Origin of the sequence: Halalkalibacter urbisdiaboli, assembly GCF_002156385.1 — a bacterium.
GTDB classification, from domain to species: domain Bacteria; phylum Bacillota; class Bacilli; order Bacillales; family Bacillaceae_D; genus Halalkalibacter_A; species Halalkalibacter_A urbisdiaboli.
In genome coordinates, this window is the sequence record NZ_MVJM01000002.1 from 1,156,824 (window position 1) to 1,179,395 (window position 22,572).

General features: G+C 37.6%; 23 protein-coding genes. 3 read left to right on the forward strand and 20 right to left on the reverse strand.

The window, feature by feature from the left end; all coding sequences use genetic code 11:
• The 3 genes from B1R93_RS23455 to B1R93_RS13350 all read right to left on the reverse strand — a co-directional run.
• The coding region (locus B1R93_RS23455; protein WP_425348955.1) for a transposase at positions 1-514 on the reverse strand (514 nt) is incomplete at its 3' end.
• Positions 515-859: 345 nt separating this feature from the next.
• Complete coding sequence (locus B1R93_RS22735; RefSeq protein WP_133058647.1) at positions 860-1,051, reverse strand: hypothetical protein; 192 nt, start codon at positions 1,049-1,051, stop codon at positions 860-862.
• A gap of 142 nt (positions 1,052-1,193) precedes the next feature.
• On the reverse strand, positions 1,194-1,775 hold the full coding sequence (locus tag B1R93_RS13350; RefSeq protein WP_088104441.1) for a hypothetical protein: 582 nt from the start codon (positions 1,773-1,775) through the stop codon (positions 1,194-1,196).
• Between the two features lie 145 nt (positions 1,776-1,920).
• Here B1R93_RS13350 and B1R93_RS13355 point away from each other — a divergent pair, with 145 nt between their 5' ends.
• Positions 1,921-3,117, forward strand: a complete 1,197-nt coding sequence (locus B1R93_RS13355) for a hypothetical protein (RefSeq protein ID WP_088104442.1) — start codon at positions 1,921-1,923, stop codon at positions 3,115-3,117.
• Between the two features lie 64 nt (positions 3,118-3,181).
• Here B1R93_RS13355 and B1R93_RS13360 read toward each other — a convergent pair whose 3' ends face one another.
• The 4 genes from B1R93_RS13360 to B1R93_RS13375 form a co-directional block, all read right to left on the reverse strand.
• Complete coding sequence (locus tag B1R93_RS13360) at positions 3,182-3,724, reverse strand: hypothetical protein (RefSeq protein WP_088104443.1); 543 nt, start codon at positions 3,722-3,724, stop codon at positions 3,182-3,184.
• A 206-nt stretch (positions 3,725-3,930) separates the two neighbouring features.
• Entirely contained in the window at positions 3,931-4,500 is a 570-nt protein-coding gene (locus B1R93_RS13365) for a recombinase family protein (RefSeq protein WP_088104444.1), read from the reverse strand.
• Between the two features lie 126 nt (positions 4,501-4,626).
• Positions 4,627-5,196: a stalk domain-containing protein gene (locus tag B1R93_RS13370; protein WP_088104445.1), complete on the reverse strand. Its 570-nt coding sequence runs from the start codon at positions 5,194-5,196 to the stop codon at positions 4,627-4,629.
• A 14-nt stretch (positions 5,197-5,210) separates the two neighbouring features.
• Entirely contained in the window at positions 5,211-5,525 is a 315-nt protein-coding gene (locus tag B1R93_RS13375; RefSeq protein WP_088104446.1) for a hypothetical protein, read from the reverse strand.
• Between the two features lie 212 nt (positions 5,526-5,737).
• Between B1R93_RS13375 and B1R93_RS23030 the strand changes: the two genes are divergently transcribed.
• A complete protein-coding gene (locus tag B1R93_RS23030) occupies positions 5,738-5,902 on the forward strand; it encodes a hypothetical protein (RefSeq protein WP_165763815.1) in 165 nt (54 codons plus the stop codon).
• 176 nt (positions 5,903-6,078) lie between these two features.
• On the opposite strand, the gene B1R93_RS13380 is transcribed toward B1R93_RS23030, so the two are convergent.
• The 9 genes from B1R93_RS13380 to B1R93_RS13420 form a co-directional block, all read right to left on the reverse strand.
• Positions 6,079-7,020: a hydroxymethylglutaryl-CoA lyase gene (locus B1R93_RS13380; protein ID WP_088104447.1), complete on the reverse strand. Its 942-nt coding sequence runs from the start codon at positions 7,018-7,020 to the stop codon at positions 6,079-6,081.
• Positions 7,021-8,226 carry a CaiB/BaiF CoA transferase family protein gene (locus B1R93_RS13385; RefSeq protein WP_088104448.1) on the reverse strand — a complete coding sequence of 402 codons (1,206 nt, stop codon included), beginning with the start codon at positions 8,224-8,226 and terminating at the stop codon, positions 7,021-7,023.
• 13 nt (positions 8,227-8,239) lie between these two features.
• Positions 8,240-8,959 carry a FadR/GntR family transcriptional regulator gene (locus tag B1R93_RS13390; RefSeq protein WP_088104449.1) on the reverse strand — a complete coding sequence of 240 codons (720 nt, stop codon included), beginning with the start codon at positions 8,957-8,959 and terminating at the stop codon, positions 8,240-8,242.
• 170 nt (positions 8,960-9,129) lie between these two features.
• Positions 9,130-9,906, reverse strand: a complete 777-nt coding sequence (gene aroD / locus B1R93_RS13395) for a type I 3-dehydroquinate dehydratase (protein WP_088104450.1) — start codon at positions 9,904-9,906, stop codon at positions 9,130-9,132.
• Between the two features lie 328 nt (positions 9,907-10,234).
• Entirely contained in the window at positions 10,235-10,975 is a 741-nt protein-coding gene (locus B1R93_RS13400) for an IclR family transcriptional regulator (protein ID WP_088104451.1), read from the reverse strand.
• Between the two features lie 102 nt (positions 10,976-11,077).
• Positions 11,078-11,914: a sugar phosphate isomerase/epimerase family protein gene (locus B1R93_RS13405; protein ID WP_088104452.1), complete on the reverse strand. Its 837-nt coding sequence runs from the start codon at positions 11,912-11,914 to the stop codon at positions 11,078-11,080.
• Between the two features lie 117 nt (positions 11,915-12,031).
• A complete protein-coding gene (locus tag B1R93_RS13410) occupies positions 12,032-13,792 on the reverse strand; it encodes a thiamine pyrophosphate-binding protein (RefSeq protein ID WP_088104453.1) in 1,761 nt (586 codons plus the stop codon).
• 2 nt (positions 13,793-13,794) lie between these two features.
• Positions 13,795-14,790 (reverse strand): zinc-dependent alcohol dehydrogenase, encoded by a 996-nt coding sequence (locus B1R93_RS13415; protein ID WP_088104454.1) that lies wholly within the window; start codon positions 14,788-14,790, stop codon positions 13,795-13,797.
• Between the two features lie 141 nt (positions 14,791-14,931).
• Complete coding sequence (locus B1R93_RS13420) at positions 14,932-16,371, reverse strand: aldehyde dehydrogenase family protein (protein WP_088104678.1); 1,440 nt, start codon at positions 16,369-16,371, stop codon at positions 14,932-14,934.
• A gap of 222 nt (positions 16,372-16,593) precedes the next feature.
• Between B1R93_RS13420 and B1R93_RS13425 the strand changes: the two genes are divergently transcribed.
• Positions 16,594-17,943 carry a hypothetical protein gene (locus B1R93_RS13425; protein ID WP_088104455.1) on the forward strand — a complete coding sequence of 450 codons (1,350 nt, stop codon included), beginning with the start codon at positions 16,594-16,596 and terminating at the stop codon, positions 17,941-17,943.
• A gap of 115 nt (positions 17,944-18,058) precedes the next feature.
• Here the strand turns inward: B1R93_RS13425 and B1R93_RS13430 are convergent, their stop codons facing one another.
• The 4 genes from B1R93_RS13430 to B1R93_RS13445 all read right to left on the reverse strand — a co-directional run bounded on the left by B1R93_RS13430 (position 18,059) and on the right by B1R93_RS13445 (position 22,280).
• Complete coding sequence (locus tag B1R93_RS13430) at positions 18,059-19,081, reverse strand: LacI family DNA-binding transcriptional regulator (RefSeq protein WP_088104456.1); 1,023 nt, start codon at positions 19,079-19,081, stop codon at positions 18,059-18,061.
• A 175-nt stretch (positions 19,082-19,256) separates the two neighbouring features.
• Complete coding sequence (locus B1R93_RS13435; RefSeq protein ID WP_088104457.1) at positions 19,257-20,528, reverse strand: TRAP transporter large permease; 1,272 nt, start codon at positions 20,526-20,528, stop codon at positions 19,257-19,259.
• Positions 20,529-20,540: 12 nt separating this feature from the next.
• On the reverse strand, positions 20,541-21,101 hold the full coding sequence (locus B1R93_RS13440) for a TRAP transporter small permease (RefSeq protein ID WP_088104458.1): 561 nt from the start codon (positions 21,099-21,101) through the stop codon (positions 20,541-20,543).
• 129 nt (positions 21,102-21,230) lie between these two features.
• The gene (locus B1R93_RS13445; protein WP_088104459.1) at positions 21,231-22,280 is read right to left on the reverse strand and encodes a TRAP transporter substrate-binding protein; all 1,050 of its coding nucleotides are present in this window, start codon (positions 22,278-22,280) and stop codon (positions 21,231-21,233) included.
• Positions 22,281-22,572: the final 292 nt, after the last annotated feature.

Sequence of the window (22,572 nt, forward strand, 5' to 3'; positions counted from 1 at the left end):
ACGCTCGTGCTTCTGAACGGACGACTTTCTTTCCAAACTTCCGCTTATTTGCATTGGCCTTGACGTGCGTTGAATCAATGAAGGCAATCTCTGGATTAACGAATCCCTTGTCCATTGCATTCCGAAGAATGCGGTAAAAGATCTGTTCAAACACATCACTTTCCCGGAATCTGCGAGCATAATTCTTTCCGAACGTAGAAAAGTGAGGGATTTTATCCTCGAATCCAAATCCTAAAAACCATCGATAAGCCACATTAGTTTCAATCTCTTTGATGGTCTGACGCATCGACCGAATGCCAAAGATATATTGAATAAAGACCATTTTCACTAAAACAACTGGATCGATACTAGGACGTCCTTTGTCGGAAGAATAAAGATCTTTCACCAAATCATAGATGAAATCAAATTCCATAGAGTGATCCAATTTACGAACAAGATGGTCTTCTGGAACTAGCTTTTCAATCCAAACCATCTCCATTTGCATCCGCTTATCTTCCAACTTTTTTGACATCATTCCCCATTCACCCCAGTCTTGTTTTCATTCATATTATAGAAAAAAATCTGTAAACTGTCTCCTATTTGCTTCGTATGAAGGATGGTTGAAGAGTAAGGGGATTCTCATGTCTCCTCTAAAAAAGCGGACGGGATGGGAGGGCCGACTCCTGCAGGAGGAAGGGCAGGTGGAAATCCACCGGCGGAGCCGGTTAGTTCCACGCCCGCCTGCGGAAAGCGTGCCCCCCATCCCGGGAGCGGATTCGAAGCGACTAGTCATGGCAACCCCCTCTCTAATCACAAAAAAGCCTGTCGACGCGAGACTTTGTCGACAGGCTGAGAGATTCTAACTATTAGAATCTCTTTTTTATTTCTTTTTGGGATTAATGCTATCTAAAGCAATTCCATTTGAAGTCAATAGACGTTTTACCTCTCGCTCTAAAACTGTATTAACAGTTTTTTGTAGTCCGAGTGTGACAATCATTTGTAAATCAAGAAACATCATGTCTTCGGGAAGAATTTCTCCTTTTCGACTTTGCAATTCACTACGGATTACCAATTGTAGAGGATACGTCCATATATTTAAATAAAGAGAATGGAATTCTGACAGTAAGACAAGCACATTAATTAAAGAAAAAGTCTACCTAAAAAGGTAGACTTTTATCTTTAGCAACAGCTTTATATACCTGTTAAGGTAATGTTTAGTTATTAGCTTTATGTTTTTCCTTTATCTTCTTTTTAAAATCTTCTTCAAAACTTCCTAAATCCACCAAATTTTCTTCTTTAAAAATACTTTGTTTTGGTTTTAGATGAGCTTTGACTTTATTATTTTCAACCAAATACCTACCGTATCCTTCTGAAACCATTGCTAGAGCTTTACCTTCGCCAGGTACATCATGTTCTTTTAAAAATAAGATATAGGTTTTTCCAACTTCTAAAAGTGGGTTTTCATAGAATTGCCACTCAGGTGACCCTGCTTGGAATAGAGTAATGTCATCTTCGTTAGCGGTGTTATTCTCATAATACTTTTTGACTTTACCACCAAATACAGTTGCACTCATGAAACCATCTGGTTCTTCAATGACGCTTTTTAATTCGGTTATTTTCACCTTAGCAATTATATCAGCTTCTTCAACTAACTCGTCTAAAGTTGTGTCCGGTAAAGAACCTTTAACCCATTTTATATCTTTTTTTTCTGTATCTAAATTAGCAAATACAGTAATAGAGAATATACTAATTATAAGAAAAAAAACTGAGAATAATGATAATGTCTTTTTATTCATTTTGACACGCCTCCTTAATTATAAATATTATGAAACCAAAATTAAAAAAGAATACACATCTATCAAATTAAAACACATAAAATTTTACATTTTATGTGTTTTATGCTTAAATAGTATATGATTTTACAAAAAAGGAGGAATTTATATGAGGTTTTTGCTTTTGGTAACTTTATCATTTTTATTATTTGTTATTCCTATTAATTCTGTTTTCGCGGATAATAGTGAGAAAATCTTGGTACATCCTACAGGTATTCAAGATTACACATTAACAGAAGCAAATAATGAACATCATAAGATTACTAGAGGAAAAGCTGTAAAGGGAAAATTTTCCGTTGATAAGGAAACGTTTGAAGCAGAGATTACGGATCAAAGTAAAAATAGTTATAGCTTAAAAGGACAAATAGTTGATAAGAACGACGATTTAGATGTATTAATTTATGAGGGAATTGATTCACAAGATAAATTGAAAACTTTTACAGCTATACTAATGAAAGAGCCAAAAAATAAGAATAGATATAGTGCGACTGTCACTATTGAAACTTATGAAAATGAAGATTATGAGGAATTACTAAATGGTGTAACATATCATTTTGATAATTCTTCTCCAGTAGTTAAATTACAAAGTATTGGAAATAAAAACTCGTTAAAAGACCCAAGCGCTACGAATGAAGACTTTAATGATGGTAATATAGAAGAACCAATGATGTCTATTAGTAGTAGCACTGACTACTGGGAATGGGTAGGAGTCAATAGAACAGATGGTATTCAAACAGGAGTTAGCTCTGAGTCTACTATAAAAAGAGGAGATGCTCCTTGGATATCAATCAGAAGTACTACAGATACTGGGCATGTTGAGGATGAGTGGGAAGATCATTGGTATTATTCAGTAAAGAGTGGGACTAGTAAAGTAGTTAACTATACATCTAGATTATGGACAAATGAAGCTGCATCATTTAGAAATTTAGACCCCAAATCTGGTAGCAAACGAGTACCTCTTCCATTTTATTTTGGACAATGGCTTGGGGTACAACAAATACCCATTGTAGTTAGTCAAGTTTCAACCAATGGTAACTACACATCTGATTTAACGTATGACTTTTCATGGAGCTCAACTGTGGCATATAAAGATGATGCTGATGTCCTTTGGAATAAGTCAGAGAAATCATATGTAACATTTATCGAGATGAATACAAACTACAATAATATTGGTACAGGAGATAAATACTTACATTCACGTACTGAATTTAATTATTCTACACAAGTTACTGCTAATTACAATACCTATACAGTATATAGCCAGAAGGCTAATTACTTTAATTTTCCTATTAAGGTAGAAAACTAACAAAAAAAGGACTGTTCCATATTTGGGATATCCTTTTTTGTTAAGAATATATAATTAAAGAGACTTATTCAACATTTAAAACCTTATAATCATTAAGACGAACATCTAACCTTTTACTATGTAGTGCAGATTTCTTATCAATATAAATTTTATATTCACCGAATTTTTTCTCTTCAATCTTTTTTAGTATATTATTTTTGTTTGAATCCAATATTTCTAGATCGATTATCTTTTCATATTGATAATCATTATTCAATTTTATAATTTCCGCGGGAACTAAATAATGATTTCCTTTTTTAAATTGTTGAGTTAAGGTAATGCTTAAAATAGTAAATTCACCTTGGCTATCTAAAGAAATATAATCAATCTGACTATTAATATTATTCCCAAACCTATGTCTATTAGACAAGGTTACTGTAGCGTTTTTACTTTTTTGAATATCATCATAGGATATCGAGTCAAGATGATTTATTATAGAAGCATTTTCTGCCTCGATGTAACTGTGGTTTGACTCGATTATGTCTTCTAAAGTTCTATTATTAAAGAATAGAAAATATAAAATGATAAAAGTAAAGATAATTAATAAAATCCATTTCGAAAATTTCATAATTCCTCCTAAAAAATGCCAGTCGGTATCCTCACTTTATATGGAAATTAATTGCATATTCCTAGTTTACAGGGAGAAAAAACTTAGCAAGGTTTTTTCATTTATTCATAACCCGTTATTTTATAACAAGCTTCCATTTTGTATAAGATAAACTGTTATACTGTGCAAGAAAATGGATATTGCTTAATTCAGAGGAAAACAAAACATTATTTTTCTTGGTGAATAAATCTGTATAGAGTACTTTTTGAAACCTTTGTAATTTCAGATATTTCTTTTACAGTTTTATCTCCCTTATTATATAGTTCGATTGCATGAGTTAATCCAGGATGTTTACTATTGAATTTTTTTGGTCTTCCTCTATATTTTCCTTTTATTTTTGCAGCTGCTATTCCTTCAAGCTGACTTTGCTTAATCATTTGTCGTTCATATTGAACAAGTCCACTCATAACAGTTAGTAAAAATTCACTAAAAGGATTGTTTGATGTTGTATCAAGCCAGGTATCACTTATTGACTTTAAGGAAACCTTTTTTTGTTTTAATTCATCTACTAACTGTAATAAATCGATAGTTGAACGACTAATTCTATTTAAACTATGAACAATAATAGTATCACCTTCCTTTAACTGGTTAAGCATATTATTTAGTTCAGGTCTATCCCTATTTGCTCCGCTTATTTTTTCCTCAAATATTTTTTCACAATTAGCATCTAACAAGGATTTAATCTGTCTGTCTAAATTTTGATCAGTGGAAGAAACACGAGCATATCCATAAATCATAAAATCCCTTCTTTCTAATTTATATTTTATCTGTAATTGTGGGATATGTAAATGGGACGTTAAACAGCTTTTACTTTCGTTTCAAAAAAATGTCCCAATAGGCTCTACCTAATTGGGACGTTTAATTTATTTAATTACAACTACAGGACCGTCATACATAGAACTAGGGTGATATTTTAAATCAAGATTTAACGCTTCTGTTACAGCTCTTACAGGAATGTATGTTGTAACTTCATCGAAATCTGCGACAATAGGTTCAGGTATTTCTTTTACTTCAGAGTTATTAATAAGTATTTCGTTATCATACTGTTTAAGTTCGATTGATTGGCCATTTTTTTCAATTTGAAGTTTAAAATGACTAATAGTTGGATATTCAGCTGGCTCGTATACCACTTTATCTGGCTTAATCATATTTATATAATCTTGATAACGCATATACAGATTTCCTTGGAGGATAAAAGCAGAAATGATGTTACTTTGCTGAAATTTGTATCCAGCATACGAAGAAGTTAATAGTAAATCAGAGTAATCAGTTGGCAGATCCTTGAAATGTTTAACACCTTCTAAATTAATAGTTGCATCAACTTCATAATTGATTTCACTCCATACTTGGTTGTGTTCTTCAGCTAAGGTTCCAGTTGAAGCAGCTGAAAATATTGCAGTAGCTAGTCCAAAAGTTAAAACTAATTTTTTCATATTGAAAATTCCTCCTAATAAGTTCGTATATTTTTATTTAAATGGTAAAAGAAAAATCCACCAAAACATAAGGCAATAAACATAAGTATTGAAATGAATGTTGAAATTAAGCTAACTCCTTTGTCTACTTCAGTTTCAATAGCTTTACCTGTGTTGTTGAACAACTGAAGAGGATGCTCAACGTTGGTGTTTTTTTCTCCGGCCATAATTTCTGACATATCTGTTCTAACTCCACCTTTAACATTATTAAAACTATCTACTATACCGTTTACCAATAAAAAAACTAATAAAAGAATTAATCCCCAGTGAACCAAACTACCTAGTTTCAACAAAACCAACTCCTCATTTTTCAATTATTATTTTCTTAAATCTATCCTAATTATAGCATAATTTACCTACAAAAAGTAATACTTTTTCTTATAAAATATGATAAAGTATGATTTATTCATATTAAAACTTATTAAATGTTACTAATTCATACTTTATCATATGTTGTGTTTGTGCTATATTAAGGATATTCAGGGAAAGGAGGTAATCGATTTTGCCTGAGAAGATAAGAAAAACAATTACTATTAGTAAGGATGTTTTAGAGGACATAGAGAAAATATGTATTGAAGAAAGTCGAAAGTTTTCAAACCAAGTAAATAAAATTTTAAAGGATTATGCTGAAAATTGGAAAAAAAATAGTGAACAAAACAATAAATAACTCCTTCCCAGAGTTGAGAAGGAGTTTGAAATCAAACGTTGATATTCGACAATATATCTAGTAAGATTTTGGTCTATTCCTTTTTCTCTCTAATAAAACGGGTCCACACCAACATATGAGTATGTACAATCCTTTTTTGAAGATAGCCTACTATCTTCTAGTAGGCTATCTTCTGTTTACTTCTCGACCTTCTCTTGTCCTTTCGGCTTAAGATGTAATGCTGAACACGGGCCAGCTTGAAGCATATAGCTTCCCCCATCATGACCGAGAATTTCCTTCGTATCTTTAGCAACAGCGATCATTTGGTCTAGATTAATTCCTGTCCCAATCCCCATTTGATGGAGCATATGAACTAAATCCTCTGAAGCAACGTTACCTGAAGCACCTGGTGCATATGGACAGCCTCCTAGACCAGCAATTGAACTATCAAAGTGAACAATTCCTTGTTGAAGGGCTGCATACACATTCGCTAATGCCATACCTCTTGTGTTATGAAAATGCATTGAGAACGTTGTTGTAGGGAACATCGTTTTTAAAGCACCTAACGTTTCGTATACTTGAATCGGATCCGCCATCCCGGTTGTATCGGCTAATGACACTTCGTAAACGCCAAATTTATTATATCGATCTACTATTGACATTAAACGGTCTATAGGAACTCTTCCCTCATACGGACAGCCAAAAGCTACGGAAATCGATCCACCTACTTGAACATTGTTTTTTTGGGCAAATTCAATCGTAGTCGCGTGATGATTTTGCGCTTCTACAACCTTACTATTCGCATTCGATAAACTATGAGAATCGGTTGCCGATAACATCAGCTTTAGCTTTTTGATGCCAACATTGATTGCTCGTTCCGCCCCTTTAACATTCGGAACAAGTGCCCGGAATTTAATATCCGTCAAATCTTGTGACTGCTCCACAACCTCTGCTGCATCCTTTAGCTGCGGGATTGCTTTTGGGTGAACAAAGGAGGTGATTTCTAATGATTGGATACCTGTTGTCGCCAATTGCCTAATAATATGAACCTTTTGCTCCGTTGGAATCCACTCTGCTTCTGCCTGAAACCCGTCACGAGGCGCAACTTCACAAATCTTGACTTGACTAGGTAATAACATTTAAATGACCCCTTTCTCTCTTAAGCTCGCTAGCTCTTCGTCAGAAACATCAATAAGGCTTTTTAGAATCTCATCGGTATGCTCGCCTAGATCCGGAGCACGATGACGAATCTTTCCTGGTGTTTTTGAGAATTTTGGTACAACACCTGGCACCTTTATCTTCCCTAAGCGTGGATGCTCCACTTCAACGATGTTTTCTCTCGCTTTGTATTGTGGATCATCAAAAATATCTTCAATTGTGTAGATTGGGCTTACTGGAACGCCAAACGAATCTAGCTTTTTTGTTAACTCTTTTTGGGTATAGCCTTTTATCCATTCTGAAACTATTTCTTGAACAGATGCATCATTTTTTAAACGGACTGCATTCGTATAATATCGTTCGTCCTCAAGCATATCCTGCCGCTCCATCGCCTCTGCTAGACGGTTAAAGGTCGAGTCCGTACTACATACTAAAACAACAAACTTACCATCCTTCGTTTCATACGTACCAGCTGGACTTGAATGCCCTGCTAGACCTGGACTTCTTTCTCTAACTTTTCCGTTTTGGTCATATTCAGCAATTAAAAATTCAAGCATTCTAAAAATCGATTCGTACAGTCCCATTTCAACAATTTGACCTTCATCAAGATCATTTACGTCCCGATTATACATTGCAGCTACCGTTGCAAATGCCACATATACACCTGTTATATAATCTAACAGTGAATAAGATGGACTTACTGGCGGACGATCCGGATATCCTTGAATCGACGTATGGCCACTGAACGCAGTGCACGGCGTTCCAAACCCAGCCTTTTCACGGTACGGGCCGGTTTGACCGTAGCCAGAAACACGTACCATAACGAGCTTAGGGTTCACCTTTTTTAATTCTTCATAGCCCAAGCCCCATTTCTCTAATGTCCCGGGTCGGAAATTTTCAATTAACACATCCATTTTCGCAATTAATCTTTTGAAGATTTCCTTCCCTTCCTCCGAGCGGATATCTAGGGTAACCGATTTTTTATTTCGAGCAAGACCCGGCCAACGAAGGGGCTCTGTATCCTTCCATGGGCCAACTGTCCGCAATGTATCACCCTTACCCGGAAGCTCAACCTTTGTAACCTCTGCACCTAAATCAGCAAGTAATGTTGCTCCAAATGGCGCAGCAATCATTGTCGAAATATCTAAAATTTGCACACCTGTTAATGGTCCATTTATGCCTTTCATTTCTCTCACTCTCCTATTCTTTTTCTTCAGGAAACTCTCCTAAAACATGTTCTCTTATATGCTGTAAATGAATATGGACGGCCGCTACAGCAGCTGCTGCATCTCCTTTTTTAACCGCTTCCAAAATTGCCTTGTGTTCAGCAAGTGATGTTCGATAACGCTGTTCTGAATGAAGTGTATTTCTTCTTACCTGTCTAATCATATTTAAATTTGATTGCATCATCGATGTGAACACAAAATTTTGCGATGCCTCCGCTAATGCAAGGTGAAAGCTGCTATCGGCTTCAACTAATTCATCGGGAAATTTCAGTTTCTCTTCCATCTTCATTAAAACGTCTTCCATTTTCTTAATGTTATCTTCCGTCGCCCGTTGGCTTGCCAGTTCCGCTATTTTCGGCTCAAGTACTTCTCTTGCCTCTAGGAAATAGATAATCGCTGATTTTTCAAGTATCCCGACCGTATTATATTGATAATCTAGCTGTAAGCGTTGATTTGCTTGTTGAATATAACGACCGCCACCAGGTTTAGAAACAATCAAACCCTCTGACTCTAATACTCTACATGCCTCGCGTAACGACGTTCGACTGCAACCTAACGTTTCAGCTAAAGCACGCTCTGCCGGTAAACGGTCTCCGGGCTGAAGCTTACCTTCATCAATGCGGTTACGAAGTTGTTGAACAATCTTCTCGTAAATTCGTTCACTCTTTACAGCAGAAAACGTCTGCTCAGACATCGCGCACCCCCTTCAGTACAAATTTGGACTATTGGTTAGTCCAATTTCTTTAATTATATTATTAGATCGTTCTAGTAATCAACCTTAAATTTTAGAAAAGGGTACGTTTTTCCCTCTTTATAAATAAAAAAAGACCACAGTTAAAACACTGTGGTCTTTGCAAAGCTATTCTAGTTCATATATTTTGAAGTGATTTCAATCACCCTTCTTACGTCTTCAACCGGAACTTGACCTGGGGCAGAGCTTTGTTCGCCAATTCCAAAGGTCATAGCTGAACCGAATACCCAACCAAACAATCGACTAACAGCTCCGAATTTGCCCATCGAAATCGTGACTAACTTGGCATTGATGCTCTTTTTCACTTCGTTTGTGGCACGAAGAAGCTCTAGGGCGTCATCCATGTTGTTTGGCATAACGGCCACTTTAACGAAATCTGCATCTAAATGGTCCATTTTCTTGCACATCTCAACAATTTCACTGCATTCAGGTGTTTTCTTAAAATTATGATAGGAAAGAATCATTTGGATATTATAGCGTAATGAAATTTGCCGTAAGTAATGAATACTGTCTACGTCATTACGTAGCTCGTAGTCAATAATGTCAACTAACCCCCGACAGCAAAGTGCTGCTAATAAACTTACTTTCCCTCTTTCTGTTAACTCGATCGATTCCCCACCTTCATGTACAGAACGGATTGTAAAAAGAATTGGGATGTTCGGGACCTTTGACTTCATCGTTTGGAGGATATGAAAGACTTTGTCACGATCACAAATATCTTCATAAAAATCAGCTCGCCATTCAATAACATCAGGCTTTTTATAGCGAATGTTTGTTAATTCATTTAAAATGTCAGTATCATTTTTTCCAACTAACGGTGCACAGATAAGTGGTTGTTGATTTATCTCTTCTGTTCCTATTAAATCAGCTGCTTTTAATGAAGATATCATATAAATCCCCCCTAGTTTAACCCATTAATTCATCTATTTTAAACGGTGACTAGTTATTTGTAAACGACTTTACCTATTTTCAAAAGGTCACTTTTGTGCTTTTATGCTTTAAAGTATATTAGATAAAAAATGAGTTGGCAAGATCAAATTAATGACGAAGCTCTCTAGTAAAAAAACAGGGTTTGTCTCAAAAGGTCAATTTTCACCTTTTGAGACAAACCCTCATACAAGTGTAATCGCTACACCTTTTAAAAAGCGCCTTATGCGTAGCGAATGGAGCCATTGGAGCTTCTTTGCCCTTTTGAAACATCCTCACACTATTTATACATTATTCCTCTCTAAATCCGAACTGCTTTGAAATGTCTAGGCATTGTTCCTTTAAATACGTTTCGTATTGGTTCACAAATTCTCGCGTAAATTGTCCGGTTGGACCAGAAATTGAGATGCTTGCAATGACTTTGCCATCTACATCATATATCGGAAATGCAATCGCAGAATAGCCACTATTACGGACATTTACTTCCCAATAATAACCTTGTTCACGTACCTTTTGAAGTTCTTCATTAATTTCGACTATTTTAACCTCTGGAGGAATCACACGAAAAATTTCTTTCTGAAACTCTTCCGTTTGAAAAGCTAAGAGCACCTTACCACTTGCCCCCGTCCACAAAGGCAGACTTTCCCCAATTTCGATTAATCCCTCTAGTTTATCAGAGGTTTTGCACTGTTCAATACAAATACGGTAATTTTCACGGAGAAGATACAAATTCACCGTTTGATTTGTTTTGTCTCTAATTTTCTCCATGACTGGATAAGCGATATCACGTAAATATAAGGATGAACCAGCAACATGACCAATATAATACACGTTATGTGTTAGTTTATATTTTGAGTTTCTCTCTAAATATTCAATTATTTCTTTTTCTTCAAGAATCTCAAGTAATGGCCTTATATCAGCTTCAGGTAGATTGATTTTAGATGATATTTCTGCAATGGTTTGCTCTTTTTTTCGTTTTGAAAAACTACTCAAAATGTCTAATGTATGTTTGACAGCTTCTAATGCTTCCAAAATGTCGCCTCCTTCTACTGAACTTAGGGCGGATTTCAACCCTATACTAGGGCTATCAATATTTTACCTTTTTTATTCTGTTTAAACAAATCACTTCTCTCGTTATCTGCATGGAGATTCATATTTTCTCGGATGTGCGGCTAAATAGTTTTTTGCAGAAATTAAACATCGTCTAGAAAATTCTTCGTATCCTAAAGCCTTCGCACGTTTATTGTTTGGAAGCTCGATTGAGTAAGGGATTTCTGGAATTCTATTAATCATACTAGCGACGTCAATTCCACCTTCACCAACATACAAGCGTTCCTCACGAAGGATTCGAGCGACTTCTTCTTTATTCGTTGGAATATTCTTTGTAGCATCACATAAATGAAAATAGCGAAACCATTCGCGTGGTACAGCATCCAAATCCTCTACTTTGTCTCCTGAGCGATGGAAATGATGGGCATCAATCATTAAACCCGCATTCTCCTGATTTACAGTTTGGAGTACATCGATAGCCCCCGCTAGATTATAGACACTCGCAATCGGCAAAAACTCGAGTTCAATAGTTAAATTATACGGTTTAGCTAATTCACAAAGCTGGTGAAACCGTTCAATCGCTACATTTCGATCATCCGTCCAAATACTACTAAGCACATGGCGTGCCCCCAGCTCTGCACCAACTTCTAAGGCTGGTTCGTAGGTTTGCGGATCAACCTCATCTAGAATACGGGCTAATTCAATATCTAGCACTTGTAAACCTGTTCGAGAAAGGGCTCTTTTCGTATCACGTAACATTTCCTTTTTTTCTGCTAAAGCATAGTTGGGTTCCCCTGGGAGTCCCATATAAATTGGACGTAGGCTTACAAAATCGTACCCAGTTCGGGCAGCAATATAGGTAAGCTCAGGAGGTGCACAACCTATGGCCGTAAGATGAGCAAGGGAAAATTGTGGTGTCATGCGTGTTCCCCCAATCTTTTTTTCTATGAAACTTGTATAGACAAAAACCATCTTCGACCTAGGCTCAGATGGTTTTGTCTTCGTTCTACATCAAGACGTTACGTTTATAAAACTTTATTACGTCGTTACATGATGTACCTTTTTATCTGGTGAATAGATGTCCATAATGTTCCAATGCCCAGCAGTTGGCGTTGGGTTGTTTATCATTGGCACATCAATAACAACAGGCTTATTCATCGCAATTGCCTTTTCAAGCGCAGGCTTAAATTCCTCAGCTGTATTTACTTTAATGCCCTCAGCACCATACGCTTTGGCAATCAACGCGTAATCAGGTGAATAGTTTTCCCCATCAATTTGGAAAAGGGTTCCGAGTGTTGTTCCAAAATGAGCTTTTTGTAAACCAGCAATGGTTCCAAATGCGTAATTATTCATAATCACCCAAATAACAGGGATGTTTTCTTCGACTGCCGTTGCGAGTAACGCTGGATTTTGTCCAAAGCCCCCATCACCTACTAAAGAAACAACGATTCTATCAGGGTGCGCGACTTTCGCACCAAGAGCAGCCGGAGCCCCAAAGCCCATCGTCGCAAAACCACCTGGAGTTAATACAGAACCTGGAGTATAAATCGGGAACTGCTGGCCGACACCATTTTTATTCCAGCCTACATCTGTCGTGATAAAGGCATCTCTTGGCATAACTTCACGTACTTCACTTAAAATTCGTTGTGGCTGCATCGGAAATGCATGATCGGTTTCAAACTGCTTATTGCTTTCTTTAAAGTCAGCACGAACCTGAGCAATTTCCTGTTCTAGCGCTTCGTTTTTAAACCCTTGCGGATAAAGCTCTTTCGCCACACGGTTGATGACCTTTAATGCTTGCTTTAAATCAGCAACAATTCCTATGTCTGCCGGATAATTGCGGCCAATTTCACTAGGGTCAATATCTATTTGCATTAATTTCGTTGCATTTGGAATATCAAATGTGTATTCATTCTCCCAAGAGCTACTATCTGCTTCAGCAAAACGAGTTCCTAAGCCTAAAATCCAATCCGCGGTTCTTGTTTTTTCATTAATAAAGGCTGTACCCCAGAATCCAGTCATGCCAAGTGTTAACGGATGGTCATCTGGTAATACTCCTTTGCCCATTAAGGAGTGGGCTACCGGAATCCCAAGATGGTCCACTAGCTCTTTTAATTCCTCTGTCGCATCAGCTAGAACGACACCGCCCCCAACGTAAATAACTGGTTTATTTGCAGCTACGAGTGTTTCTACGACTTTCTTTGCTGTTACATCGTCAATCGACGGCTTCTCAAGCTGCTTCGTATGATGCTTTACACGCTCAAAGGTTGCTTCTTCAACTTCTTTAGAGAAAATATCCATTGGTACAGAAACAAGCACAGGACCTGGATTGCCACTTTCAGCAAGCTGGAATGCTTTTTCAAGGATTTCTGCCATATGTTCTGGACGTTCCACTCTCCATGCCCGCTTTACAAACGGCTTATAAACATCTACTTGAGCCGCATCAGAATGGAGGTTAATTTCTTGGTGAGGATGCTTGCCGTAATAATGGCTTGGAATATCACCAGCAATGACGACCATCGGAATCGAATCAAGTGCTGCATTTGCGACACCTGTTGCTGCATTTGTTAAACCTGGGCCAACATGGCTTAACACAACGGAGGCTTTTTTTGTTACGCGTGCATAACCATCTGCTGCTGTTGAAGCAATTTGTTCATGACGAACATTTATAAAACGAATCGAACTTTTTTCTAACTCGGTTAAGACAGCAATATTCGTGTGACCACAAAGGCCAAATATATGTTCAACACCACGTTCTTCAAGATATTTTACTAATAAGTGAGAAACTAGCTTTTTCATGATTACTCTTCCTCCTTAAAATTCAAGATGATTTTTCCGTACTTTCCAGAGACTGCATCTTCATAAGCCGTTGCATAATCTTTAAAAGGAAGAATTTTTGAGATCACTGGTTCGGCATTAAAGCTGTCTTGAGATAAGAACTCAACACTTTTTTGAAAATCAGCCGGAAAGTTATAAATAATCGAGCCGTATAGAGTGATTTCTTTACGAACGATTCGAACAACTGGCAGATTTGCTTCAGGCGCCATCCCGACTAGCACGATGTCACCACCCGGCTTCACAATCTCAATCGCTTGAGCAACCGATGCAGCAACCCCCGCTGCCTCAATTACAACCTCATACGTATTTTCTGAAACGTCAGCTGGAAGCGCTGTTTTCACACCTTGAAAACTGTTTTCGACCTTCGTTAATTTATCCTCATTTATGTCTATAGCTGTAATATCAGCCCCTAGGAAATGGGCTAATGAAATGGCTAACATCCCCTCCGTACCAGAGCCAATAATAGCTACAGATGTGCCTTTTTTTATCGCTACTTTCTCTAACGCATGAACGATAACGGAAAATGGTTCAATTAACACTGCTTGCTCATCTGATAAGTGGTCTGGTATTGGCATAACGAATTTTGATGAAATGACAAATTCCTCAGAAAAACCACCATCTTTATTGACGCCTAATGATTCCTTGTGCACACAAATATTTGTAAGCCCTTTTTGGCAATATTCACACTCGCTGCAAAACGTATTTGGTCCAATGACGACCCTTGTTCCAACTGGAAGTACTGCCTGTTCGGCTGCTTCAATGATCGTCCCTACTAGTTCATGACCAGGTCGAACCGGGTAAATTGCATGTGGAATTTTTCCTCTATATACACCAACATCAGAACCACAAATGCCACCGTAAATTAATTTAATCTTTACTTCATCTGCTGTTAGGGAAGAGACAGAAGGAAATTCTTTAAGCTCTAACTGAGATGGATTGTTTAAATATAAGCTCAACACTGTTGTTCACCACCATACTAAGGCCGCTTATCGGCCATTCATTTTTCGAGAACACTTAAAAGAGCGAATGTTATTCTTTTTTAAACGTTCTCAGAATACACTCGCTCGCTACTCTCTTAGGAAAGCAACGAGCTTTGTGCATTAATTTCGGGAAGGAGGAACTCGGAATACGATCATTTTTGATTCTGTCATATCTTCAATCGCAAACCTTGGACCCTCCCGACCAATTCCACTATTCTTCACGCCGCCGTATGGCCAATGGTCTAAGCGGAAGTTTGATGTTCCATTGATCACAACTCCCCCTGCATGAAGCGCATTGGCAAACTTATAGGCTGTATCCATTTGATTCGTAAAAAGCCCTGCTTGTAATCCAAAGTCTGAATCGTTCGCCTCAGCAATTGCTTCATCAATCGTATCGTAAGGAAGAATACTCACAAGTGGACCAAACACTTCTTGGCATACAACATTCGCTGTTTTCGGAGGATTTATTAGCAACGTCGGTTCAACAGAAGCACCGTTTTGCTTTCCGCCGCAAGCAACCGTCGCTCCCTGAGATACTGCATCCTCAATCCAAGCGGAAATACGATTTGCTGCCTTTTCATCAACGAGCGTCCCTACATCCGTATCAGGTAACAATGGGTTGCCGACTTTTAATTTAAGAATTTCTTCTTTTAACAGCTCAGAGAACTTCGACACAACAGACCTTTGAACATATAAACGCTGCACAGAAATACAGCTTTGCCCTGAGTTACTAAAGCCCGTTTTTGCTGCTAGCTGCGCAGCATATTCTAGGTCGGCATCTTCATGAACGACAGTTGCCGCATTACCCCCGAGCTCCAGCAATACTTTTTTCATTCCTGCTAAGTCACAAATATTTTTACTTGCCACCGTTCCGCCCGTAAATGAAATAACATTGACTCGATCATCCTTGACAATTTGTTGCCCCGTTTCTACTCCTCCTAAAACCATGTTCACCGCATTGTTTGGCAAACCAGCTTCATGCATGAGTTTTAGAAATTCAGTCGCAATTAATGTCGTTTGCGGAGCCGGTTTAAGAATCGTTGTATTTCCTGCTGCAAAGGCTGGACCAACTTTATGGCACACTAAATTTAACGGAGCGTTAAACGGGGTAATCGCGGCAATAACGCCAACTGGCACCCGAAAAATAATCGCATGAGAATTGACGCCACGCTCTGACGCATCACCAGGAATCGTTTCACCTGTTAATCGTTTGGCCTCTTCCCCGGAGAGTTCTAATGTTTCAATTGAACGTGCAACTTCGTCTAATGTGTTTTTTATGGGTTTTCCAAGTTCAAGTGATATTAATTTGGCAAATTTCTCTTTTTGTTCCTCTAACAAAAACGCCGCTTTTTTAAGAATCCTCGAACGTTCAAATGCAGGAATGCTAGCAGTTTCTGATTTCGCTTTATAGACTGCTGCAAGTGCGCTCTCTACATCATCACTAGTTGCTAATACTTGATGTCCGATCGTGTCACCTGTATACGGGCTTTTAATTTCGACCTGTTCACGATTTTCTGAAGAAATCCATGTACCGTTAATATAAGGGCTTGCTGTCAACATCACGTTCACCTACTCCTTCGTTATTTTACTCGCAATTAGTAGATCGATCTAATGAAACGAAAAAAATTTTTTAGATCGGTCTAATAATCTTGTATACTATTAGTAGATCGATCTAATGAAACCGTTAACATCATGTTACGACATATTGAATCGTTGTGCAACTACTTATCTGAAAAAATACTCATCTTTTTATTTCAATTATTTAGAAAGGAATGATACGCAATGAGAATCACTCTCTACACCCTTGTTATTGTCCTATTTATCATTTCACGTTTTACCACCCATCCTTTGCTTTCACTTACAATCGGAATGATGGCGTTTGCTGCATTAATGATGGCTGCTTATTACGCAAAGGGCTTATATCGTATTTCTGGTACTGTATTCTTCATCATTGGTGTGGGCTTATTTTTCCGTTCCGGCGATTCTTTTTATTCTTTCTTTCTCCATTTTGAAACGATGCTTGGTATTCTCGGGCTCTTTCTCCTTTTACCCTTTCTCAACTCCTTAATACGTGTTGGGCGCTATGATACTAAATTAAGAATGTTTATTGAGCAAGGGGTCACTAGCACTGGGACATTATATCGTCGAAGTTTTTTCGTGTGTCATTTGCTTGGTTTATTTCTTAATATCGGCACTTTGCCACTACTAAAACGTTCGTTAAGTAAATCTTTATCGTCCTTGCCAAGAAAAGTTGCTGATAAGTTTTACTCACAAAATTTATTACGTGCTTACGCACTCTGCCTTACATGGAGCCCAATGGAGGTCATGGTCGTCACGTCTCTTGATGTCACAGGTAAAAGTTATTTTCAGCTGTTTCCGATAGTCATCTCGATTTTACTGATTGCCGTTAGCATTGATTGGATACGAGCAACTTATCAATATCGGGCAGTCCCATTACAGTATGAAAGTGATACCATTCTTTCTCAAAAGGAACTGTATCGTAATATTAGGGAGATGCTCGTCTTATTATTCATGTTTATCGTTCTTGTCTCACTTTTTAACTATATTTTTAATAAAGGCTACTTACTTTCGATTGTGATTCTTATCTTGCCAGTTACAATTGGCTGGGCATTCATAATAAAGAAAAGGAGACGTTTTTTTCGGCTTTCATTTCCTCATTGGCAGGAACGAACGAAAGGGTTATCTAACTATTACTTTATGTTTATAAGTGCTGGTTTCTTTGTAGAGATGCTTTCAAAATCAGGATATTTATCATTTTTGCAGGAGATATTTATAACTCATTCAGCAAGAACGCTTTTGCTATATGTTATCATTGCTAGTTTCTTTCTTCTGACTTCCCTGATTGGATTTCATCCACTTGTCTCGTTAACGTTACTGATAGAAATGCTTAATCCGGTTATTCTCAACATTTCTACCATTTCTTTAGCGGTCGTTCTCATTACTTGTAGCTTATCGACAGTTTTATACAGTCCTTATAACTTATCCGTTTCAATTTTAGCGGATTCGTTAAAAATAAACCCCTACCGATTAGGAATGTGGAACCTACCCTTTGCTCTTCTATACATAGCAATTGGTGTTTTCGTTGCCTATGCGCTCACTTTTTTCCATTAATCCACTTCGAGGACCCCGTTACTAGTAATTAATAACTTCGTAAAGCCCCGCTTAAATAGAGTAATCATCTACTATACTTTTCATTAAAAAAGGATAAACAAGCGCTATCGCTTATTTATCCTTTGCTTCCTGTTGAGTCTCGTACCTCAAGCTCAGGTTCTAATATGATATGCTTCCGTTCTAATTCAGAGTTAAGAATTCGTTTATGCAAAAGCTCTGCAGCGTTACTACCAATTAAACGGGCAAACGATGAAATCGTAGTAAGTGATGGATTTGTTAATGCCGCTTCACGGACATTGTCAAACCCTACTACATCTATATCTTTACCAGGTGTTAACCCCTTTTCTCTTAGACCTTCCATTACTCCAAACGCAACTAAATCATTAAAGCAGAAAACAGCTGTGGGTGGATTCTGATTCTGTAATACGACATTTATCGATTCTGCTCCACCTTCTCTTGCAGCTGCACTTTCTACTATTAAGGATTCATCTATTTCAATACCTGCCTGTTCTAAAGCGTGGCAATATCCTTGTTTTCTCGCTTGCCATGCAGAGGATTCAGATAATCCGCCAAGAAAAGCAATCCGTCTATGACCTTTCTTAATTAAATGGTTCAGTGCCATTTCCGTACCAGCTTTATAATTAATCCCCACATAATCATACTCAACACCTGGAATCTCTCTAACTGCTAAAACAATTGGAATATCCCATTGTGCGAGGCGATTTAATGTTTCGGGGTCACTTTTTGAAACTGGACAGAGGATGACTCCACCAACGCGATGTTCAAGCATTGTTGACAAAAGCTGTTCTTGTTTATGATCTAAATCAAAGGTTGTACCAAGAATAACCGTATAACCGTCCGCCTCTAATGTATGATGAACCCCTACTAATAACTCCGCAAAGAAAGGGTTTGCAACATCAGTTATAATTAAACCGATCGTATTTGATCGCTGAGAACGTAAATTAGCAGCAACACGATCGTAGACATAACCAAGCTCGCGCATTGATTCAAGAACTTTTTTCCGTGTTGGTTCAGATATGTTCGGGCTATTTCTAACAATAAGAGAAGCAGTAGCCCTAGATACCCCTGCATGCTCTGCAACCTGTTGTAATGTAACACGTTGTCGCTTCTTTTTCATTGTTTTCACCCTCGATTCATTCAACATCATTATTATTATGAGTGCGTTTAAATAGCCTGTCAAATGCTAGATTTCCAAAATGACAAGATAAATCAAATGATTCGGTTCCGTTTTCCGGTTTTTATGCCAAAAAAGAGCTTAGAGACTCCGCCCTAAACTCTTTCACATCATTAACCTATTCAATCAACAATAATGAAATTTGTGGAATGTACGTGATGAATAAGAGAGTAATAACCATCGCGACAAAAAAAGGCATAATTGCTCTTGAAAGAGATTCAATTGAAAGGCCTGAAATACCAGAGCCCACGAATAAATTTACACCAAGTGGTGGTGTAATAAAGCCAATTGCTAAATTCACGACCATTACAATACCAAAATGAATCGGATCAAACCCTAAATTGATCGCAATTGGAAGTAAAATCGGTGTTAAAATAATAATCGCTGCTAACGTATCCATAAAGCAGCCGACAATTAATAGCAACAGCGTAATTAATAAAATAATAACAAATTTATTATCAGAAATAGATAGCATTGCATTTGCGACTTGCCCTGGAATTTGCTCAATCGTTAATAAACGACCAAATGCAGTAGCAGTACCTACAATAATCAGCACTGTAGCAGTTGTTAACGCAGAATCGATAAACACTTTTGGTAAATCCTTTATATGAAGCTCACGATATAGAACCAACCCTGCAACTAAGCCATAGACAACGGCAATCACTGCCGCTTCTGTTGGTGTGAAGATTCCACCATAGATTCCACCAAGAATAATGATCGGAACGAGTAAGGCCCATTTGGCTTCCCAAGTTGCTCTTAAAAAATCCATAAACGTACTTTTTTCACTTTGTCCCCTATACCCCTTCTTTTTAGAATAGAAATATGTCCAAATGATAAGCCCTATCGCTACTAGTATCCCTGGTATTATTCCGGCAATGAATAAATTACCTATTGATGTACTTCCAACAACACCGTAGATAACCATTGGAATACTTGGTGGAATGATGACCCCTAATGAGCCCGCTGCACAAACGACTGCAGTTGCAAATTTTTTATCATACCCTTGGCGGACCATTGCGGGAATCATAATACCACCAATTGCCGCAACCGTGGCGGGACCAGAACCGGAAATGGCTGCAAAGAACATACATGTTAAAATTGTGGCGATGGCAAAACCACCTGTTTTATTACCCACAATCGTGTTTGCTACCTTAAACAACCGTTCAGATATGCCACCTTTCCCCATGATTTCACCAGCTAATATAAAAAATGGGACAGCCATAAGCGGAAAGGAATCAACAGATGTGACAAGCCCTTGAGCAAGAAAGTCCAACGGTAGTGAACCGCTATATAGAATCGTGACTAATGTAGCAAATCCTAGGGCAATCCCTATAGGAACACTTAATAACAAAAACAATGTAAAGCTACCGAATAAAACTGCTGCAGCCACAATAGTCCCCTCCTAACGATTAACGATTTCGTCAAAATTGCCATCATTTTTCTTTGCGAAAATTAATTCTTGTTCCGTCTTCACTTCAAAACTATGCTTGCCTATTAGAGTCAGTACTTGCTTTATAATTTGCTGAATAATACGAATAGCTGTTAAACCCATGCCAAGCGGTGTCGCCAAATAAACAAGCCCCATTGGAATCTGTAATGCAGGTGATGTTTGTCCCCAAGTAAGTAATTTGCTAACAATAGTGTATCCGTAAAAAATGATAAACATGGCAAACGCTAAGAAAACAAGATTAGAAATAATATTAAGAACAATCTTCCACTTATCTTTTAAAAGAATAAGTACAACATCGACTTTAATATGGCGCTGTTTCTTAACTCCATAACTAATCCCTATATATACAAGCCAAATAAAACAATATCTAGCAAGCTCCTCTGACCAATGAAGAGAAGAATCCAGTACATATCTCATAAATACTTGCAAAGCAATTACAACTACCATAACAATTGAGAATATGACTAAAAAAAGTTCTTCAAAGTGTTCATCAAGCCATTTCAACATCTTCATTGTTGATCCTCTCCTTTGCTTGTAAGAAAAACAAAACTGTATACCTGATACAAGATATATACTTTTGTTATCCTCGACACTCACATATAAGGTCTCAAGGAGAGTTCGCTCTCCTCGAGACATTTTTCTTTATTGAACCGTTTGAATCGAATCAATTAACTGATTCACAAACTCTTCACCAATCTGAGAAGAATACTTTTCATAGACAGGTTGAACCTCAAAAAGCTTTTGTGCCTCTTCTTCAGATAGCTCAGTGATTGTCATTCCTTCTTCTACTAATTGTTCAAACGCCTGAACATCTTCTTCTTGATTCAATGCTCGTTGGTAATCTTTCGCCTCATCCGCAGCATTCTTTACAATTTCTTTTTCTTCGTCTGTTAATGTACTCCAGAAAGATTCACTAATCATGAATACACTTGCATTGTAGATGTGATTCGTTTTTGTTAAGTATTGTTGGACTTCAAAAAAGTTCATTGTTGTCACATTTCCAGCTGGGTTTTCCTGTCCGTCTACCACTCCTTGCTGTAAACCTGCAAATAATTCTGTAAATGCCATCGGTGTAGGATTCGCGCCAAGCTCCTTCCACATATCAATATGAAGCTCGTTTTCTAGCGTACGAATTTTTAATCCTTTAATATCTTCGACGGTTGCTACTTCTCTCACATCGTTTGTTAAATGTCTAAATCCGTTTTCCCAGTAGTTGAGTCCGATAATCCCTTGCTCTGGTAAATCACCTAATAATTCTTCACCAATGGGGCCATCTAGTACTTCATAAGCAGTTTCTGTGTTTGGGAAAAGAAACGGTAAATCAAAGACCGTAAAACGTGGTGAAAATTGAGCAACTGGACCGGTTGAAACCGTCGTTCCCTCAATTGACCCTAACTGAAGACCTTCAAGAACTTCGCGATCTCCACCTAATTGTCCATTTGGATATACTTCAACTTTTATTGAACCGCCAGTTTGTTCTTCAACAATTTCTTTGAATTTAAATAATCCCTTTGTCAGCGATCTTTCCTCTGATGTAGCAACTGCTAGTTTCATTGTTTTTGGCTCACTACTAGGAGTAGCTTCTTCGTTCGTATCGCTACTTGATTCATTTGATCCGCCTGTCTCCCCTCCTCCACAAGCCGTTAAAACAAGTAACATAACCATTAATAAAGCACCGAGAAACTTTTTCATGATTAAACACCCCTTCATATGATTTCATCAACCACTACACTCATTAGATAACGCTTTCAAAAACTGACGTCTTAATAAGACCTGTCTCATTATATCGATCTAACAAAAAACAAAAGAGAGAAAAACAGCTTGCATTTTTATCCCTATCTACCTGTTAGATCGATCTAACAAAACCATGTAAGCGTTTAATCGATCTATTAGACCGATCTAATAAATGATATGAGTTCATCTTACATTACATTTTTTTAACTTTCAATACAAAATTCAAACTTTTTTCACTTCTCCCTAAATG